A 15,979-nucleotide genomic window follows, 5' to 3' on the forward strand; every position below is an offset into this window, starting at 1 on the left:
ACGTTAGATTTAAAATAGAATGCAGGCTCTAAACCACATACAGAACATTTATTTTATCGGTATCGGGGGTATCGGGATGAGTGCGTTGGCACGTTACTTTAAATTCCTTGGTAAGAATGTGGCCGGTTATGATAAAACTTCAACTTCGCTAACCAGAACTATGGAAGCCGAAGATGTTGTTGTGGTTTACGATGATGATTTAAAGGCTATCCCTGTTGAATTTAAAAACAAAGAAAATACCCTGGTGGTTTATACTCCGGCTGTTCCTGCGGCACATAAACAACTGGTTTATTTCAAAGAAAATGAATTCCTACTGAAGAAAAGGGCTGCTTTGCTTGGTTTGATTTCAAAAGGAAAAACAACTTTGGCTGTAGCGGGAACTCATGGAAAAACCACTACTACTGCAATTTTAGGTCATTTACTTAAGGAAACCGGGGCAAAAGTTACCGGGTTTCTGGGCGGTATTAGTGAAGATATTCAAAGTAATTTAATTCTTAAGGGAGATGAGGTTGTTGTAGTTGAAGCCGATGAATTTGATCGTTCATTTCTTCACCTTTCGCCAAATATTGCTGCCATAACCGCTATGGATGCCGATCATTTGGATATTTATGGTAGCAAAGAAGAATTGGAAGATACCTTTAGGCAATTTGCTAAACTGGTTCCCGAAAATGGCACTTTATTCGTAAAAAACGGATTGGCAATAGCGGGGAAAACTTTTGGAGTAGAAGATAATTCCGATTATTCGGCACAAAATATAAAGATTAAAAATGGGAGCTATCATTTTGATTTAAAAACTCCCAACGAAGTTATTAAAGACTTTATGTTTAATCTACCCGGCAAACACAATTTGCTAAATGCTATAACCGCCCTGGCAATGGCTATCCAGTATGGATCCCCAATCCCCAGGCTAACCGGGGCGTTATATAGTTTTAAGGGGGTTAAACGTAGATTTTCTTATAAAATTAAATCAGATAGCCTGGTGCTTATAGACGATTATGCACACCATCCGGCAGAGATTGCTGCCGTAAATCAGGCAGTGCGGGAAATGCATCCGGGAAAGAAGGTCCTGGCGGTTTTTCAACCACATTTATTCAGTAGAACTAAAGATTTTGCAGAAGATTTTGCTAAAAGCCTCTCTTTGTTTGATGAGTTATTTCTATTGGACATTTATCCGGCCAGGGAGTTGCCAATTGAAGGGGTTACTTCCAGCTGGCTTCTGGAAAAGGTAGATAGCAATTCAAAGAAGTTAATTCAGAAAGAAAATATTATTGCAGAAATAAAAAGATCAAAGCCTGAAATTGTGGTGCTTATGGGCGCCGGTAGTATTGGAGAAGAAGTGGAATCTGTAAAAAAAGCCTTGCAAGATGAAGCATAAACTTAGATACATAAAACTGCCTGTTTTGCTGATTTTAGTAGCTTTTCTTTTCAGCTTTGCCGAAAAGCGTAATAATGCAAGAAAAATAAGTGAAATAAAGGTGCAATTTGTAGGGGGAGAGAACCTCTATGTTACTGAAGAAGCGGTTAATAACTTGTTGATACAAAATGATGTAGCTGCGACGGACATAGATAAAGAAACTTTAGATTTGAATAGGGTAGAACGTCTTTTGAACAATCATGATATGATAGAAAATGCTGAAGCTTTTCTTAGTTTGGACGGCAAACTTCAAGCTAAGATAGTTCAGCGTAAACCTATTGGAAGAATAGTGGGAAATTCTACCTATTATTTAGATGAAAACGGAAGTGAAATGCCTTTGTCTCCATATTATTCAGCTCGGGTTCCATTGCTGTTAGGTGTAGATTCAGGTGCTGTAGAGAAAGTATATCCGTTGGTAGCCTATATTCAACAAGATGATTTTTTAACGCAGCATGTAACCGCTATAAAGCGTATGTCCGGTAATAAATTTGAGCTGCAAATGAGAAAACTAGACTTTAAGGTTTATTTCGGCAAAGCCGAGAATATAGCACTGAAATTCAACAATTTTAAGGCATTTTATAAAAAAGCTATACAAGACGAGAAATTAGATACCTACAAAAGAGTGAATTTACAATTTGAAGATCAGGTTGTTTGCACTAAAAAATAAATTATGGAATACAACGACATAGCCGTAGGATTAGACATAGGGACCACAAAGATTGTGGCTATGATTGGGCGTAAGAACGAATATGGTAAAGTAGAAATCGTAGGCATTGGGAAATCCAAAAGCCTTGGGGTGCACCGTGGGGTGGTAAACAATATTACTCAAACCATCCAATCTATACAACAGGCTATTCAGGAAGCTGAAGCAGATTCCGGATTAAAAATTAGCGACGTTGTAGTAGGAATTGCAGGACAGCATATAAGAAGCTTGCAGCATAGCGATTACATAACCAGGACGAATCCGGAAGAGGTTATTGATAATGACGATATTCATAGCCTTTGTAACCAGGTGCACAAACTGGTGATGTTGCCGGGAGAAGAAATTATTCATGTGTTGCCCCAGGAGTTCAAAGTAGATGGGCAGGCAGAAATAAAGGAACCTATTGGAATGTATGGTGGGAGGCTTGAAGCTAATTTCCATGTGGTAGTGGGGCAGGTTTCTTCTATTAGAAATATAGGAAGATGTGTAAAAAGTGCCGGTCTAGAACTTTCGGCAGTTACTTTAGAGCCATTAGCTTCAGCTAATGCTGTATTAAGCCAGGAAGAAAAAGAAGCCGGGGTTGCACTGATAGATATTGGTGGAGGAACCACCGATTTAGCAATTTTTAAAGATGGAATTATAAGACATACCGCGGTAATTCCTTTTGGAGGAAATGTGATTACCGAAGACATTAAAGAGGGCTGTTCAATTATAGAGAAACAGGCAGAATTGCTGAAAATTAAATTTGGCTCTGCCTGGCCGGGAGAAAACAAAGACAACGAAATTGTTTCTATTCCTGGATTACGCGGAAGGGAACCTAAGGAAATTACCTTAAAGAACCTTTCAAAAATAATTCATGCCCGTGTAGTAGAGATTATTGAGCAGGTTTACCTCGAAATTAAAAACTACGGGCACGAAGAACAAAAGAAGAAATTAATAGCCGGAATGGTTTTAACCGGAGGTGGTGCGCAGCTGCAACATATTAAGCAACTCGCCGAATATATAACCGGAATGGATACCAGAATTGGTTATCCAAACGAACATTTGGCAGGAAATAACGATACTGAAACTACCAGTCCTGTTTACGCCACCGCGGTTGGCCTGGTAATGAATAGCCTGGAACACGGTGAAAAGAAATTTCAGGAAGAAGTAGTGCTAAAGAGCAAAGAAGAAAGAGAAAAAGAAGAAGCAGAACTACAGGAAGATTTTGATCAAAATCCACCACAAAGTGGCGATTTGAGGCAAGACCCTGAAGCTCCAAAAAGAGCGCCCAAAAAGAGCATATTTGATAAATGGGCAGAGAAGTTTAAAGATTTTTTAGATAACGCAGAGTAAGGCACTTTCAGGAAAGCTGAAAAAGTGCGTAATTATAACTATAGAAACACTTCGGCACAAGCGTCGAAGCATATTAAATCTCACTTAGTGAGTAAAAGATAGAACCAGTAAAACAGAATTTATGAGCAGTACAGAATTCGACAGCATTGCATTCGATTTGCCAAAGAATCAATCGAACGTCATTAAAGTTATTGGTGTAGGTGGTGGAGGCAGCAATGCCATAAACCACATGTTCCAGTTAGGGATAAAAGGAGTAGATTTTGTGGTTTGCAACACCGATGCGCAAGCCCTTGAGAACAGCTCAGTTCCTAATAAGATTCAATTAGGTGTTAGCCTAACAGAAGGTTTAGGAGCCGGGGCTAATCCACATATTGGGGAACAGGCAGCCGTAGAAAGTTTTGATGAAATTAAACAAATGCTTGATGTAAATACCAAAATGGTATTTATTACCGCAGGTATGGGCGGGGGTACCGGTACAGGTGCTGCCCCTGTTATTGCAAAACAAGCGAAAGACATGGGCATTCTCACCGTTGGAATCGTGACCATTCCTTTTCAATTTGAAGGGAAAATGAGAAACGAACAGGCGCAACTTGGTGTAGAGAATTTAAGAAGCCATGTAGATTCTTTAATAGTAATTAATAATAACAAGCTACGGGAAGTTTATGGAAACCTTGGTTTTAAAGCCGGTTTCTCTAAAGCCGATGAGGTTTTGGCAACCGCTTCCAGAGGTATAGCCGAGGTTATTACACATCACTATACCCAAAATATTGACCTTAGGGATGCTAAAACGGTATTGAGTAATAGTGGTACTGCCATAATGGGTTCTGCCCAGGCTACAGGTGCTACCAGGGCTCAGGATGCTATTAGCAAAGCCCTGGACTCTCCGTTATTGAACGATAATAAAATTACCGGTGCCCAAAACGTATTACTGCTAATTGTTTCGGGTTCTGAGGAGATTACTATTGATGAGATAGGAGAAATAAACGACCATATTCAGGCTGAAGCAGGCCATAGCGCCAATATTATTATGGGGGTTGGCGAAGATGAAGCTTTAGACGAAGCGATCTCGGTTACCATTATTGCTACCGGTTTTAATGTAGAACAGCAAAATGAAATTGTAAATACCGAGACTAAAAAAATAATCCATACCCTGGAGGACGATCAAAAAGCGGAACAGAATTTAAATCCGAAGAAAACACGTTCTTACCCAGAATTAAATCAGAAGCCAGAGGCAGCTGCTCCAGAAGAACCAAAAGCGGCAAAAGTACAGGAGCCAGAGAAGCCTATTGTTCATACTTTAGATGATAGTGTAGAAGAAGTAGATGAATTAGGCAATATTAAGGATAAACGTGACGAATTGTTGCAAACGCCACCTTCTGCTAGAAATATGGAAGTTTCTTATGAAGAAGTAAATCCTAACGATTTTATTATCAACGATACTTCAGAAGAAGTAAAGGAGATGGATGTAAATGAGCCCGAAGAAGTTCAAACTGAAAGTGAAGATCAATTTATGTTCACGTTCGATTTTCCTATAAACCAGGAGAAGAAAGAAGAACCAAAAAACGAGCAACCAGAGCAACAGGCACAGCAACAACAACAGCCACAACAACCAAAACAGGAAAAAAGGCAGGAAATTAGGCATCAATTGGAAGATGACGAGCCTAAGAATATAGAGGTGAACGAGCCTGTAGAAGTTGTTCCTGTAACCGAGAGTTCTACTCGTGGAGTTAAGCGTTATAGCCTTGACGATTATATGGATTTTGAGCAATCTTTGGATAATTCAAAACCCAGAGCCGAAAAGAGAAAAGAACCAAAAGATGAGACTATTGCTTTTGAAAAGAAAACCTTAAAGCCAGAGCCTCAAAACCCCGAAGAAAGTGAAGGAGAGGAAGACCCTTTTAATAACCCTATTTCTGAGGTGCTTATAGAACGTGCAGCCGAGCGTAGGGCTAAAATGAAGGAGTTTAATTATAAGTTTAGAAATAATGCGGCTCAAATTGAAGAAATTGAAAAGCAACCTGCCTATAAAAGACAGGGAATAGATTTAGATAAAAGCGATAGAGGAGAAGGAAAGCTATCAAGGACCAGCCTGGGCCAAAACGATAACGACGATCTTTATTTTAGGAGAAACAACTCGTTTTTACACGATAATGTAGACTAACACCAATCTTTATTTTATATTACTGTTCATAAAAAAAGGTGCCTTGCAATGGGCACCTTTTTTGTTGCTCGCTAATCTAGCTTTTAAAGCCTTGTAGGTTTGCTACAAGATAAATTAAGATTTCTGTTCTGCTTCAATATCTTCGGTGTCTTTTCTTCTTTTAATAAGGGAAATACCCGATATAAAGAAAATAAAACCAATAATGGCCAATGCCCACGGGCTTAATGATAGGGCGAGGCTTCCAAAAATTCCAAGAATTCCCATCACCAGGGCAATTGCACCACCAACGGTTAAAACAATTCCTAAGATTTTAATCATAACTACAGTATTTTGGTTAGTGAAATAAAGGTAGCTAAATGATAGAAAATCAAAGATTGATTAACATTTTTTAAAGAAAATGTGCATGTTTAGGTGTGTAAACGCCATTTTTCAATTTCAGAAATCGCTTCCTGTTCATCACCCCAGCCTTTAATTTCTATAGACTGTGCTTTATCGTAGTAACCAAACCAAAGCTCCAGGATTTTTATTACTTCAGGGTATTTGGCCATAAAAGTCTGGTAATTATTAGTCTTTATAATTTGCTTGTTTACTTCAGCAGGAATGGCAACTATTTTATAATCTAGCTCTTTTTCATCTACTAATTTCAAAATAGCTATGGGGGTAACCTCTATTAGGCTGCCGGTTGTTATACTTTCACCCAACACCAATACATCTACGGCATCGCCATCACCACCTAATTTAGGGTTGGAATATGTAGAGGGAATAAAACCGTAATTCCCGGGGTAGGGAAGAAAATTTATAATTCGGTCTTTGCCGTCCCTCTGGTCTATTACAAACTTTTTTTGATTTTTATCGTATTCAATCTTTTTATTGGTGCCCGCAGGAATTTCAATTACTGCACGGTAAATTCCTTTTTCCATACTGGCTTGTAAGCCACTAAAATCTTTGGAAGTTTTACAGGCAGAAAGAAATAGAAGAACACTAAAAATTAAAAGGCTTGAAAATCTTCCCATACCTGGCAATTTAATCCCAATAGATCATAAAATATTTAATTTTAGCATCATCGGGAATTTGCGAAGCTCTAATTTTAGAATCTGTATCATATCTTAAATCTGCCGGAAGCTCTTTTTTGTCTATTGTAATATAGGCGTTTATTTCATCCAGAAAAACCACTGCCGCGTTAAGGGTATTCTCTATTCTTGAAATATTATAATCTTCCACAATGTCTTTAAATGTACTTTGGGTGTTTAAACCTGTTTTGGTCTTATAACGGGCGTCTAAAACACGTATATAACCAATGGTGCTGGTAGAGTCAAACTCCTGAAGCGGTTCTAAGACCATTAAAGGTTTTCCTCCTTTTTCGAAGACCTTAATCTCGTTAACCGCACGAAACTCCCTAGCCCCACTCTTTTGTTTTACCAGGGAATCTTCTGCGAATAAAGAGTCTAATTTATTGATTTTAATATCCCGGTGTACAGGGCCAACCTGATTGGCGGTAATTAAAAAAGGATTGTCTTCGTCTTTTTGGCAGGAAGTTAATCCTAAAGCAAGTCCCAGAATAAGTAGCAAAGATTTTTTCATTTCTTAGATTGAATGTTGATGATATTATTTTAATAACTTATTGAGTACTCCCATTACGCCCCTAATAAAAGTAGCACTGGTAAGTACTTTAATGATTGCGCCCTGGGTTTTTCCAGAGTTTCGATTGTTAGTGCGGTTAATTGCCTTTTTTCGTTCTAAAGCTTCAATTTCGGCTTTTTCTTTGGCCTCTTTAGCTTTAGCTTCTTCAATTTTTTTATTTAGAAGTTCATAGGCGCTTTCCCGATCAATTTCTTCGTTATATTTTGTTCTTAATTCAGATTGTAAAATGAGCTCTTTAAGTTCGTTATTGGTAAGAATGTCCATTCTGCTCATTGGTGCTCTTAGCATGGTTGCTGCAAGTGCCAAAGGTCTTCCTTTTTCATCTAAAGCAGAAACTAAAGCTTCTCCAATTCCTAACGCAGTAAGCTCATTTTTGGTATCGTAATATTTGGAAATAGGATAATTTTCAGCCGATAATTTTATTGCTTTTCTATCTTTTGCCGTAAATGCCCTAAGTGCATGCTGAATTTTTAATCCCAATTGCCCCAATACTTCTGAAGGGACATCGGTGGGGTTTTGGGTTACAAAATAAAGCCCAACTCCTTTAGATCTAATTAACTTTACTATACTTTCTATTTGATCTAATAAAGCATCTGAAGCTTCTTTAAAAATAAGGTGGGCTTCATCTATGAATAAGACTAGTTTAGGTTTCTCCCTATCACCTTCTTCGGGAAAAGTGGTATAGATTTCAGCCAATAAGCTAAGCATAAATGTAGAAAAGAGCTTAGGTTTATCCTGGATGTCTGTAAGCCTCATTATGTTTACATATCCATGTCCATTTTCGTCTTTTCTGGTAAGGTCGGTTACTTCAAAGGAGCGTTCCCCAAAGAAGCGTTCGGCCCCCTGTTGTTCCAGGGCTACAATTTTTCTTAAAATAGCTCCCGTTGAGGCTTTGGAAATTCTTCCGTATTCATTCTCTATAGATTCTCTGCCCTCATCAGTAATATACTGAAGCATTTTCTTTAGATCTTTAAGATCCAATAGTGGTAGATGATGGTCGTCGCAATATTTAAAAATAATGGCTAAAATACCTTCCTGGGTAGGAGTGACATCTAAAATACGAGATAATAAAACGGGCCCAAATTCGCTTACTGTGGCTCTTAAACGAACCCCATCTTGCTCTGAAATGCTAAGGAATTCTACTGGTGCTTTAGAAGCTTTAAAAGGAAAATCAAGTTTCTTATGGCGTTCATATAGAAAATCTTCCCCGGCTGATGGTTTTGCAATACCGCTTAGGTCTCCCTTAACGTCCATTAGCAAAACCGGAACGCCCTTTTGAGAAAGATTCTCAGCGAGAATTTGCAGGGTTTTGGTCTTTCCCGTTCCGGTAGCTCCTGCTATAAGTCCGTGGCGGTTCATTGTTTTTAAGGGAATTTTTACCGCAGCATCGGCAAAAGTTTTTCCATTTAACATAGCGGCTCCCAAATAAATATAGTCGCCTTTAGGATTGTAAGCCTGACTTATATACTCTACAAATTCTGTTGTTTTATCCACCTTTCAAAATTTCTTAAAAATAAGAATTGTTGCTTATAATTTCCGGTTTTAAACACATTTACTTTTTAGAAAATTATTATTTAACGGCATTTTCCAGAAGCTCAATGCTCCCTTTTGTTGCATTTATCTTCGCTTTCAGTCCGTTAGGAATGGTAACATTGTCATCTATATGGCCAATCATTGCGCCTGAAAAAGCCGGGATATTTAGTGGCTTTATATAATGATCTATAACTTCTTCCATGGTTAGCGAGCCATAACCTGAGCCACCAGGCTTACAATTGGTGCATTTTCCAAAGACAAATCCGCTAATTTTGTCCAGTACCCCTCCTAATTGCAACTGGCTCATCATTCTATCTACGGCATAAATTTGTTCACCTACATCTTCTAAGTATAGGATATTGCCATCCCAGTTTGTTGGAAAATATTCCGATCCCATAATTCCTGTGAGAACAGCGAGGTTTCCGCCAATTAATCGGCCTGTAGCTTCCCCTTTTCTAATGGTTCTTATCCTGTTTTTAATTTGTGTAAGATTATCGCCTTTATCGGTAGGATTGGTAAAGGTTATTTTTTCGTTGTCAAATAACAAACGTTTAAAATAATCAAAACTAAAGGAGTTCCAGGTAGAGACTGCTAAGGGGCCGTGAAAAGTTACCAGTCCTGTTTTTTGGTAAATTGCCAGGTGCAGGGCGGTAATATCGCTATAACCTATAAAGATTTTCGGATTATTTTTTACTGCCTTATAATCTAATTTATCAAGGATTCTTGCTGCCCCAGAACCTCCACGAAGTGCCATTATAGCCTTAATAGTATCGTTGCGAAACATATCATTTAATTCTCCTGCACGTTCCTCATCGGTCCCTGCCAAATGCCCGTAACGCCCTTTTACAAAATCTCCAAATTTTACTTTTAAACCCATGGCTTCCAGGTTTTCTTTCGCAATTTCGTAAGGTTCGGTTTCAAAAATAGCACTAGATGGGCTTACTACACCAACCGTATCGCCTTTTTTTAATCCCTGTGGAATTATTATCGAATTGTTAATAGGAGCGATTTTATTAATTTCAGTAAAACTAGTTAGTGGAAAAGCCAAACTTCCAATTCCTATATTTTGAATGAATTTTCTACGTTGCATCTGGATAATTTTAGAGGTTTAAAGTTAGTAATTATCGCGAATTTGTAGCAGTACCTTTTCCATTTCGGCTTTTAAAACTGAAGTAGGGACTGTATAATTGCTATTCATAAAACTGAAAATTAATAATTTGCCTTTTTTGGTTATTAAATATCCGCTAAGGCTGTGGTTGTTTTTTAATGTTCCGGTTTTGGCGAAAACATAAGGCTTATCTGCTTTATAGTAGTTTTTTATGGTGCCCGAATGCCCACCTGCAGGAAGCATATCTAATAACTCTTTCTGTGGAACCTCTTTTTTAATTTTTTGAAGCAATTTTACCATACTTTGTGGGGTGAATAGATTATAGCGCGAAAGGCCAGAACCATCATACCACATAGGTTCGTCGGGTAAATCTTTTAAAAAATTCTCTTTCATATAATCTATGGCGATCTCGGTTTTAAGGGTATCTGAAACTTTGTTTGCCGCCATTAGTAAAATTTGTTCTGCAATAAAATTATCGCTCACTTTTAGCATTCGTTTATAAATGCTATCGGCCGGAATACTATAGATGGTATTTGTAAGCTTTTTATTTAATGCTGAATCTTCAATAAATGTAATCGGTTTCTGAAGGGTGTCACTTAAAAGGCTTACTAGAAATTCTGGTGAATATTTAAAAGGCACAACTTGTGAAAAATCTGAATCTTTTTTTTGATTGTTAAATACAAAACGATTTTTATGTAAATCCCGTTTTACCCGTCTCGAAATTAAACTGTCTTTAGAGTTAAAAATCGAGTCTTTAAAAACTGTTGGTGTAACCACAGGCAGCTCTTTATTATTTTGGAATTTAAAGCCTACCAGGTTTCCATAAATAGGAAATGGAGTAATCTCGGCAGAATAATAGGAATTGTAGTCGTCCCAGGCCCAGCCACGACCCTGGTGTTTTTCGGTGTAGATTGGGGCTACATAGGCCAGATTCTCTGAAGTGCTTTTCAAAAAATCTAAAACGTCTGATTTTGGTAAGCTTTCATTTAAAAATGAAGGATCTCCGGTTGCTTTAAAATAAAGGCTGTCGCCTAAAACCCGATATTGAAGTGCGGGAATAGAATCATCTAAAATTTTTAGTCCTGCATAAAAAGTAAATAGCTTGGTGTTAGAGGCAGGTGTAAAATATTTATTTGGATTATAGCTATAGAGCGTTTTGTCTTTTTTAGGATCAATCACCATGAAGCCCACAAAGGCTTTTTCAAAAACTGCAGACTCCTTAAATATTTTATCTAAGGGCTTACTTATTTTTTTTGATGATGAGCAAGAGCCAAGCAATAGAGTAAGCAGTAAAAAGCTAAGACTTTTAAGAGTAGTTTTAGTGGGGAGAAGAGTATATCGCATGGAGTGAAACTTTTAATTGAATTAGTTGTTTTAAAAATAAAAGTGCAAAGTTATATAATTAAAAAGTTGATGAAAGTTTGATTTTTAGGCTTTTATATCCTTATGGTTTGAGATAAGTTGGGTATATTTAGTTGATTATTCGGAAAACTTTAACACAAAAGTAATGAGAAACAAAATTACAATTATGGTATTGCTGGCGTTTTTCCAATTTTCCGGAATTTATGCTCAGCAGCTGGAAGTAACCGGTAAGGTTACTGCAGCCAAAGACGGAATGCCTTTACCAGGAGTGAATGTTTTGGTAAAAGGAACAAATGAGGGTACGGTTACCGATATGGAAGGTAAATACGCTGTTCAGGTAGAAGAAGATGCAATTTTAGTGTTTTCTTCTTTGGGTTTTTTAAAGCAGGAACAGGCGGTGAATGGAAGGAATCTAATTAATATAGCTCTTGCCGAGAATCTTGAAGGCTTGGACGAAGTAGTGGTTACTTCCTTTGGGATAGAACAGGAAAAGAAAGCTCTGGGTTATGCCGTGCAGGAAGTGAATGCAGAGGAAATTACCAAAACTAAACAACAAAATGTAGTAAGTGCTTTACAGGGGCAGGCTGCAGGGGTGCAAATCACTAATTCTGGTGGAGCTCCCGGTCAAAGTGCCAGAATTATTATAAGAGGTGTGAACTCTTTAGACCCCGATGCAGACAATCAACCTTTATTTGTAGTAGATGGAGTGCCAATAGATAATTCTACTACTGAATCTGATGGTACCCCTCGAGGACTCACAAACAGGGCTGCAGATATTAACCCTAATGATATTGAATCTTTGAACGTATTAAAGGGAGCTGCAGCAACCGCTTTATATGGAGTTAGGGCTGCCAATGGAGCTGTTATTATTACTACAAAAAAAGGTAAAGAGGGGCAGGTTAGGATTAACCTTAATAGTTCGGTTGGTTTTGAAGATATTAATAGATATCCCAAGTTTCAGGAAGTTTATGGGCAGGGATTCTCAGGGGAGTATAATCCAGATTCTTTTTGGCCTAATTGGGGACCTTCAATGGCAGAGATTAATTCTATAGATCCAGATGTTAAATTCTATGATATTTGGCGCGATGCATTTGATACAGGTGTGCAAATAGATAATTCTTTAAGTATTTCTGGAGGAAATGAAAAAGCTACCTTCTACGGTTCTCTGGGTAATTTAAGTCATGAAGGGATAATGCCTTTTAGTGATTGGAATAGGACCTCGGCCAGATTAAATGGACAGGTGAAATTTAGCGATAAATTTACCTTCGCCGGAAATTTAAGTTACACTATTTCGGGTGGGAATCGTGTGCCACATGATAGGTTTATGGAGCGAATGATGTATTGGGCACCAAATCATGATGTAACCGATTATATAAACCCCGATGGCACCATGAAAACTTATGGTAACACCAATCCGCTATACGATGCCCGCTTTAGTACTTTTGAGGATGAGGTTAATAGAACGATTGGTAATTTTAAATTTACTTATAGCCCTTTTGAATGGTTGGATATTAATTACCTAATTGGAACAGATTATTATAGTGAGAGTAGAACCGAGATTACTCCCGGTCCACTAGGGATAGATGGCGAAGTACCCTTGAGTAGTACCGGTTCTATTTCAGAAACAAGTATTGAAAGCAGGGATATTAACTCAAACTTTTTTATAACCATCACTAAAGATTGGAACGAAAAATTTGGAAGTACTTTAAGGGTAGGAAACGATGTTTTTGAACGGAATTATGAGCGATTTGATGCCTCTGGAACCGATTTCGTGATTCCTCAATTTTACGACTTGAGTTATACGAGTCAAATTTCAAATTCACAGGATAAACGTAAAAAAAGATTGGTAGGATTATATGGCGATTTGATGTTGAGTTATGACGATATGTTATTTTTAAACATAACTGCAAGAAACGACTGGACTTCAACACTTCCAATTGGTAATAATTCATTTTTCTACCCATCGGTTAATGTAGGCTGGGTTTTTAGTGAAGTTATTGAGACACCAGAATTTTTAAACTTCGGAAAATTAAGGGCTTCCTGGGCACAGGTAGGAAAGGATACAGATCCCTATTTAATTGGGCAAACCTATACTTCTCCAGACGTTTACCCCTTAAATGGCCAGGTTGGTTTTACTAGGTTTAGTAGGTTTGGAGATCCGTTGTTAAAGCCGGAAGAAACCACTTCTATTGAGTTTGGTACAGATCTTAGGCTTTTTGAAAATCGTTTGGGAATAGATTTTACCTGGTATAAGTCTAATAGTAAAGACCAAATTATTCCGGTTCCGGTTTCAGAAAGTGTAGGTTTTTCGACTTTTGTTACCAATGCAGGTGAGATTGAAAACAAAGGTGTTGAGTTTATTGTAAGGGGTACTCCGGTGAGAACCGAAGATTTTACCTGGGATGTTTCTTTAAATGCCGCTTATAACAAAAATGAAGTGGTGAATATTAGGGAAGGAATAGATGAAATTGTAGTGGGAAGCCAATTTGGATATGCCGGAAGTAGGGTGACTATGAAGCTTATTGAAGGAGAAGCTTATGGAAATATCTTTGGTAGTAGTTATGAGAGGTTTGGTGCAGATGAAAATAGCATCTTTCTAAATGAAGGCTTGCCAATTGTAATTGGAGAAAATGGTTTCCCGGTTAGAAATGGCGCGCAGCTTGTTTTAGGAAATACAACCCCTAAATGGATTGGTGGCCTTAAAAATGATTTTTCTTACAAAGGCTTCGATTTATCTTTTCTTATAGATTTTAGAACCGGATTGGAGCAATATAGCCAATACGATAATTTCTTTGCAGCTTTTGGAATTGCTGAATATACCCTTGCAAGAAATGATACACGGGTTTTTAACGGGGTGCTGGCAGATGGTTCTCCAAATACCCAGGAAGTGTGGTTAGGCCAGGGCGAAGGCCCCGATGGTAGGGATTACGGTGCCGGCTTCTATAGAAACACCTATAGAACCGTAAGTGAAAATTTTGTACACGACGCTTCGTTTATAAAGTTGAGAAATATTTCACTTGGTTATAATTTCCAGGAAAATATATTAAAAGTTTTGCCATTTAACTCTGCACGGGTTTCGGTGGCAGCAAATAATATTATTCTATATACTCCCTGGGATGGTTTTGACCCCGAATCTTTTAGTGCCGGTGCCGGCGGAAATGCAGTTGGTTTTACCGGCTTGGGTTACCCCGGAGTACAAAGCTTTTTTTTCACGCTTAATTTAGGACTATAATTTAAAAGATAACGAATATGAATTTTCTAAAGAATAAATACACATATCTTGTTATATCCGGATTATTTATGTTTTCGTCTTGCGAAGATTACCTGGATATTAACGACGATCCCAATAACCCCACAGAAGCACCAATTTCTGCCTTAACGGTAAATTCCACTTTTGAAACGGCCCAGAATACATTTAGAATGGGAAATATTACTACCAACTATGTGCAACACCTGGCTTCACCTAACCCTGCCAGTGCTTCTGATGTTATGGACCCGGTAAGTTATAGCAGTACCTGGTCTAATATGTATAATGTAATGACCGATTTAAGTGACTTAATAAATCAGGCTTCAGAGACCGGTGCCAATCATTATCAGGGAATAGGGCAAATTTTAATGGCCCTAAATCTTGGGATGACGGTAGATGCCTGGGGAAGTATTCCTTATAGCGAAGGACTAAATTTCCAAACCATTACACCTTCTTATGACGATGATAGTCAATTATACCAGGAAGTTTTAACATTGTTAGATCAGGGCCTTGGAAATCTATCTAATCCCACCGAGATTTCGGTAGGAGAAGACGATTTTATTTATGAAGGGAATATCGATAAATGGATAAAATTGGGCAATATGTTAAAAGCAAGATATCTCAATCATTACAGTGAAACAGGCTCCTACGATCCTGCTGCTGTACTTGCGGCTTTAGATGAAGGAATGGAATCTAACGAAGACGATGCTCAGGTAGAATATTTTCCGGAAGAATTTAATCCCTGGGCCCAGGTAGCTATCGATAATGCCGATTTACTCCTGGGAGGATGGATTTCTGAACAATTTATAGAAAGTATGGATGGAACTCTTTATACTGTTCAGGACCCAAGACTGCCTTACATGGTTGGGGCTACAGATGATGGTGAGTATATTGGTGTAGAAAATGGAGCCGGTAGGGGAAATGCTCCTGAACAAGGTGCAAGGTCTGTACTTGAGCCGGGTGACTTTTATACCGGTGAACAGTCCCCAATATTAATTGCTACATATTCTGAACAGAAATTTATCGAAGCCGAAGCAGCATTTAATATAGATAAAAGTAGGTCTTATCAGGCTTATTTAGTCGGTATTAGAGCTCATATGACCAAAATTGGGGTAGAACCGGCCGAAATAGATGCCTATATCAATAACCCGGCAGTAAGTATGGGTGAGGCAGCTTTTAGTATAGATGACATCTTTAAAGAGAAATGGATAGCTATGTTCTTACATCCCGAAACCTGGGTGGATGCTCGTAGATATGATTATGCTTATGAAGATTTTGATTTACCCGTAAATGTAAATCCAGATCTTAATGGCGAGTTTATAGCCAGATTGGCTTATCCCGATTCTGAAATAAGTAGAAATGGAAGCAATGTCCCCGATGTTAGTCTTACCGATAAAATTTTCTGGGATGAATAAATACCACTTTCATTAATTTTAAGAAGCTGTCTGAAAGGGTTTTAAAACCGTCATCTTGAC

12 protein-coding genes are annotated in these 15,979 nt (G+C 38.1%); 6 read left to right on the forward strand and 6 right to left on the reverse strand.

Features of this window, described 5'->3' with window-relative positions:
* Window positions 1–19: 19 nt before the first annotated feature.
* The 4 genes from murC (at window position 20) to ftsZ (ending at window position 5,613) form a co-directional block, all read left to right on the forward strand.
* Window positions 20–1,375 carry a UDP-N-acetylmuramate--L-alanine ligase gene (gene murC / locus GUB10_RS05170; protein WP_193710369.1) on the forward strand — a complete coding sequence of 452 codons (1,356 nt, stop codon included), beginning with the start codon at window positions 20–22 and terminating at the stop codon, window positions 1,373–1,375.
* On the forward strand, window positions 1,365–2,081 hold the full coding sequence (locus tag GUB10_RS05175; protein ID WP_193710370.1) for a cell division protein FtsQ/DivIB: 717 nt from the start codon (window positions 1,365–1,367) through the stop codon (window positions 2,079–2,081). The genes murC and GUB10_RS05175 overlap by 11 nt, the downstream gene beginning before the upstream one ends.
* A gap of 3 nt (window positions 2,082–2,084) precedes the next feature.
* Window positions 2,085–3,452: a cell division protein FtsA gene (ftsA, locus tag GUB10_RS05180; protein WP_193710371.1), complete on the forward strand. Its 1,368-nt coding sequence runs from the start codon at window positions 2,085–2,087 to the stop codon at window positions 3,450–3,452.
* Window positions 3,453–3,573: 121 nt separating this feature from the next.
* Entirely contained in the window at window positions 3,574–5,613 is a 2,040-nt protein-coding gene (ftsZ, locus tag GUB10_RS05185; protein ID WP_193710372.1) for a cell division protein FtsZ, read from the forward strand.
* 114 nt (window positions 5,614–5,727) lie between these two features.
* Here ftsZ and GUB10_RS05190 read toward each other — a convergent pair whose 3' ends face one another.
* From GUB10_RS05190 to dacB, 6 genes are all read right to left on the reverse strand, one after another.
* Window positions 5,728–5,931 (reverse strand): hypothetical protein, encoded by a 204-nt coding sequence (locus tag GUB10_RS05190; protein WP_193710373.1) that lies wholly within the window; start codon window positions 5,929–5,931, stop codon window positions 5,728–5,730.
* 89 nt (window positions 5,932–6,020) lie between these two features.
* Window positions 6,021–6,626 (reverse strand): inorganic diphosphatase, encoded by a 606-nt coding sequence (locus GUB10_RS05195; protein WP_193710374.1) that lies wholly within the window; start codon window positions 6,624–6,626, stop codon window positions 6,021–6,023.
* A gap of 10 nt (window positions 6,627–6,636) precedes the next feature.
* Entirely contained in the window at window positions 6,637–7,194 is a 558-nt protein-coding gene (locus GUB10_RS05200; protein WP_193710375.1) for a hypothetical protein, read from the reverse strand.
* A 24-nt stretch (window positions 7,195–7,218) separates the two neighbouring features.
* The gene (locus tag GUB10_RS05205; protein ID WP_370591072.1) at window positions 7,219–8,748 is read right to left on the reverse strand and encodes a helicase HerA-like domain-containing protein; all 1,530 of its coding nucleotides are present in this window, start codon (window positions 8,746–8,748) and stop codon (window positions 7,219–7,221) included.
* Window positions 8,749–8,824: 76 nt separating this feature from the next.
* Window positions 8,825–9,877, reverse strand: a complete 1,053-nt coding sequence (locus GUB10_RS05210; protein WP_193710376.1) for an LD-carboxypeptidase — start codon at window positions 9,875–9,877, stop codon at window positions 8,825–8,827.
* A 24-nt stretch (window positions 9,878–9,901) separates the two neighbouring features.
* The gene (dacB, locus tag GUB10_RS05215) at window positions 9,902–11,239 is read right to left on the reverse strand and encodes a D-alanyl-D-alanine carboxypeptidase/D-alanyl-D-alanine-endopeptidase (RefSeq protein WP_193710377.1); all 1,338 of its coding nucleotides are present in this window, start codon (window positions 11,237–11,239) and stop codon (window positions 9,902–9,904) included.
* 163 nt (window positions 11,240–11,402) lie between these two features.
* On the opposite strand from dacB, the gene GUB10_RS05220 reads away from it, so the two are divergent.
* Together GUB10_RS05220 and GUB10_RS05225 are read left to right on the forward strand one after the other, a co-directional pair.
* Complete coding sequence (locus tag GUB10_RS05220) at window positions 11,403–14,489, forward strand: SusC/RagA family TonB-linked outer membrane protein (protein ID WP_193710378.1); 3,087 nt, start codon at window positions 11,403–11,405, stop codon at window positions 14,487–14,489.
* A 17-nt stretch (window positions 14,490–14,506) separates the two neighbouring features.
* Complete coding sequence (locus GUB10_RS05225; protein ID WP_193710379.1) at window positions 14,507–15,919, forward strand: SusD/RagB family nutrient-binding outer membrane lipoprotein; 1,413 nt, start codon at window positions 14,507–14,509, stop codon at window positions 15,917–15,919.
* The last annotated feature ends 60 nt before the right edge of the window (window positions 15,920–15,979 follow it).

This window comes from Salegentibacter sp. BLCTC (assembly GCF_015143665.1).
GTDB classification, from domain to species: domain Bacteria; phylum Bacteroidota; class Bacteroidia; order Flavobacteriales; family Flavobacteriaceae; genus Salegentibacter; species Salegentibacter maritimus.

What these genes read in the sequence shown, in the direction of transcription:
- dacB (WP_193710377.1), bottom strand. Translation starts at nt 11,239, where the DNA reads ATGCGATATACTCTTCTCCCCACTAAAACTACTCTTAAAAGTCTTAGC.
- GUB10_RS05210 (WP_193710376.1), bottom strand. Translation starts at nt 9,877, where the DNA reads ATGCAACGTAGAAAATTCATTCAAAATATAGGAATTGGAAGTTTGGCT.
- GUB10_RS05195 (WP_193710374.1), bottom strand. Translation starts at nt 6,626, where the DNA reads ATGGGAAGATTTTCAAGCCTTTTAATTTTTAGTGTTCTTCTATTTCTT.
- GUB10_RS05190 (WP_193710373.1), bottom strand. Translation starts at nt 5,931, where the DNA reads ATGATTAAAATCTTAGGAATTGTTTTAACCGTTGGTGGTGCAATTGCC.
- GUB10_RS05220 (WP_193710378.1), top strand. Translation starts at nt 11,403, where the DNA reads ATGAGAAACAAAATTACAATTATGGTATTGCTGGCGTTTTTCCAATTT.
- GUB10_RS05225 (WP_193710379.1), top strand. Translation starts at nt 14,507, where the DNA reads ATGAATTTTCTAAAGAATAAATACACATATCTTGTTATATCCGGATTA.
- GUB10_RS05175 (WP_193710370.1), top strand. Translation starts at nt 1,365, where the DNA reads ATGAAGCATAAACTTAGATACATAAAACTGCCTGTTTTGCTGATTTTA.
- GUB10_RS05200 (WP_193710375.1), bottom strand. Translation starts at nt 7,194, where the DNA reads ATGAAAAAATCTTTGCTACTTATTCTGGGACTTGCTTTAGGATTAACT.
- ftsZ (WP_193710372.1), top strand. Translation starts at nt 3,574, where the DNA reads ATGAGCAGTACAGAATTCGACAGCATTGCATTCGATTTGCCAAAGAAT.
- murC (WP_193710369.1), top strand. Translation starts at nt 20, where the DNA reads ATGCAGGCTCTAAACCACATACAGAACATTTATTTTATCGGTATCGGG.
- ftsA (WP_193710371.1), top strand. Translation starts at nt 2,085, where the DNA reads ATGGAATACAACGACATAGCCGTAGGATTAGACATAGGGACCACAAAG.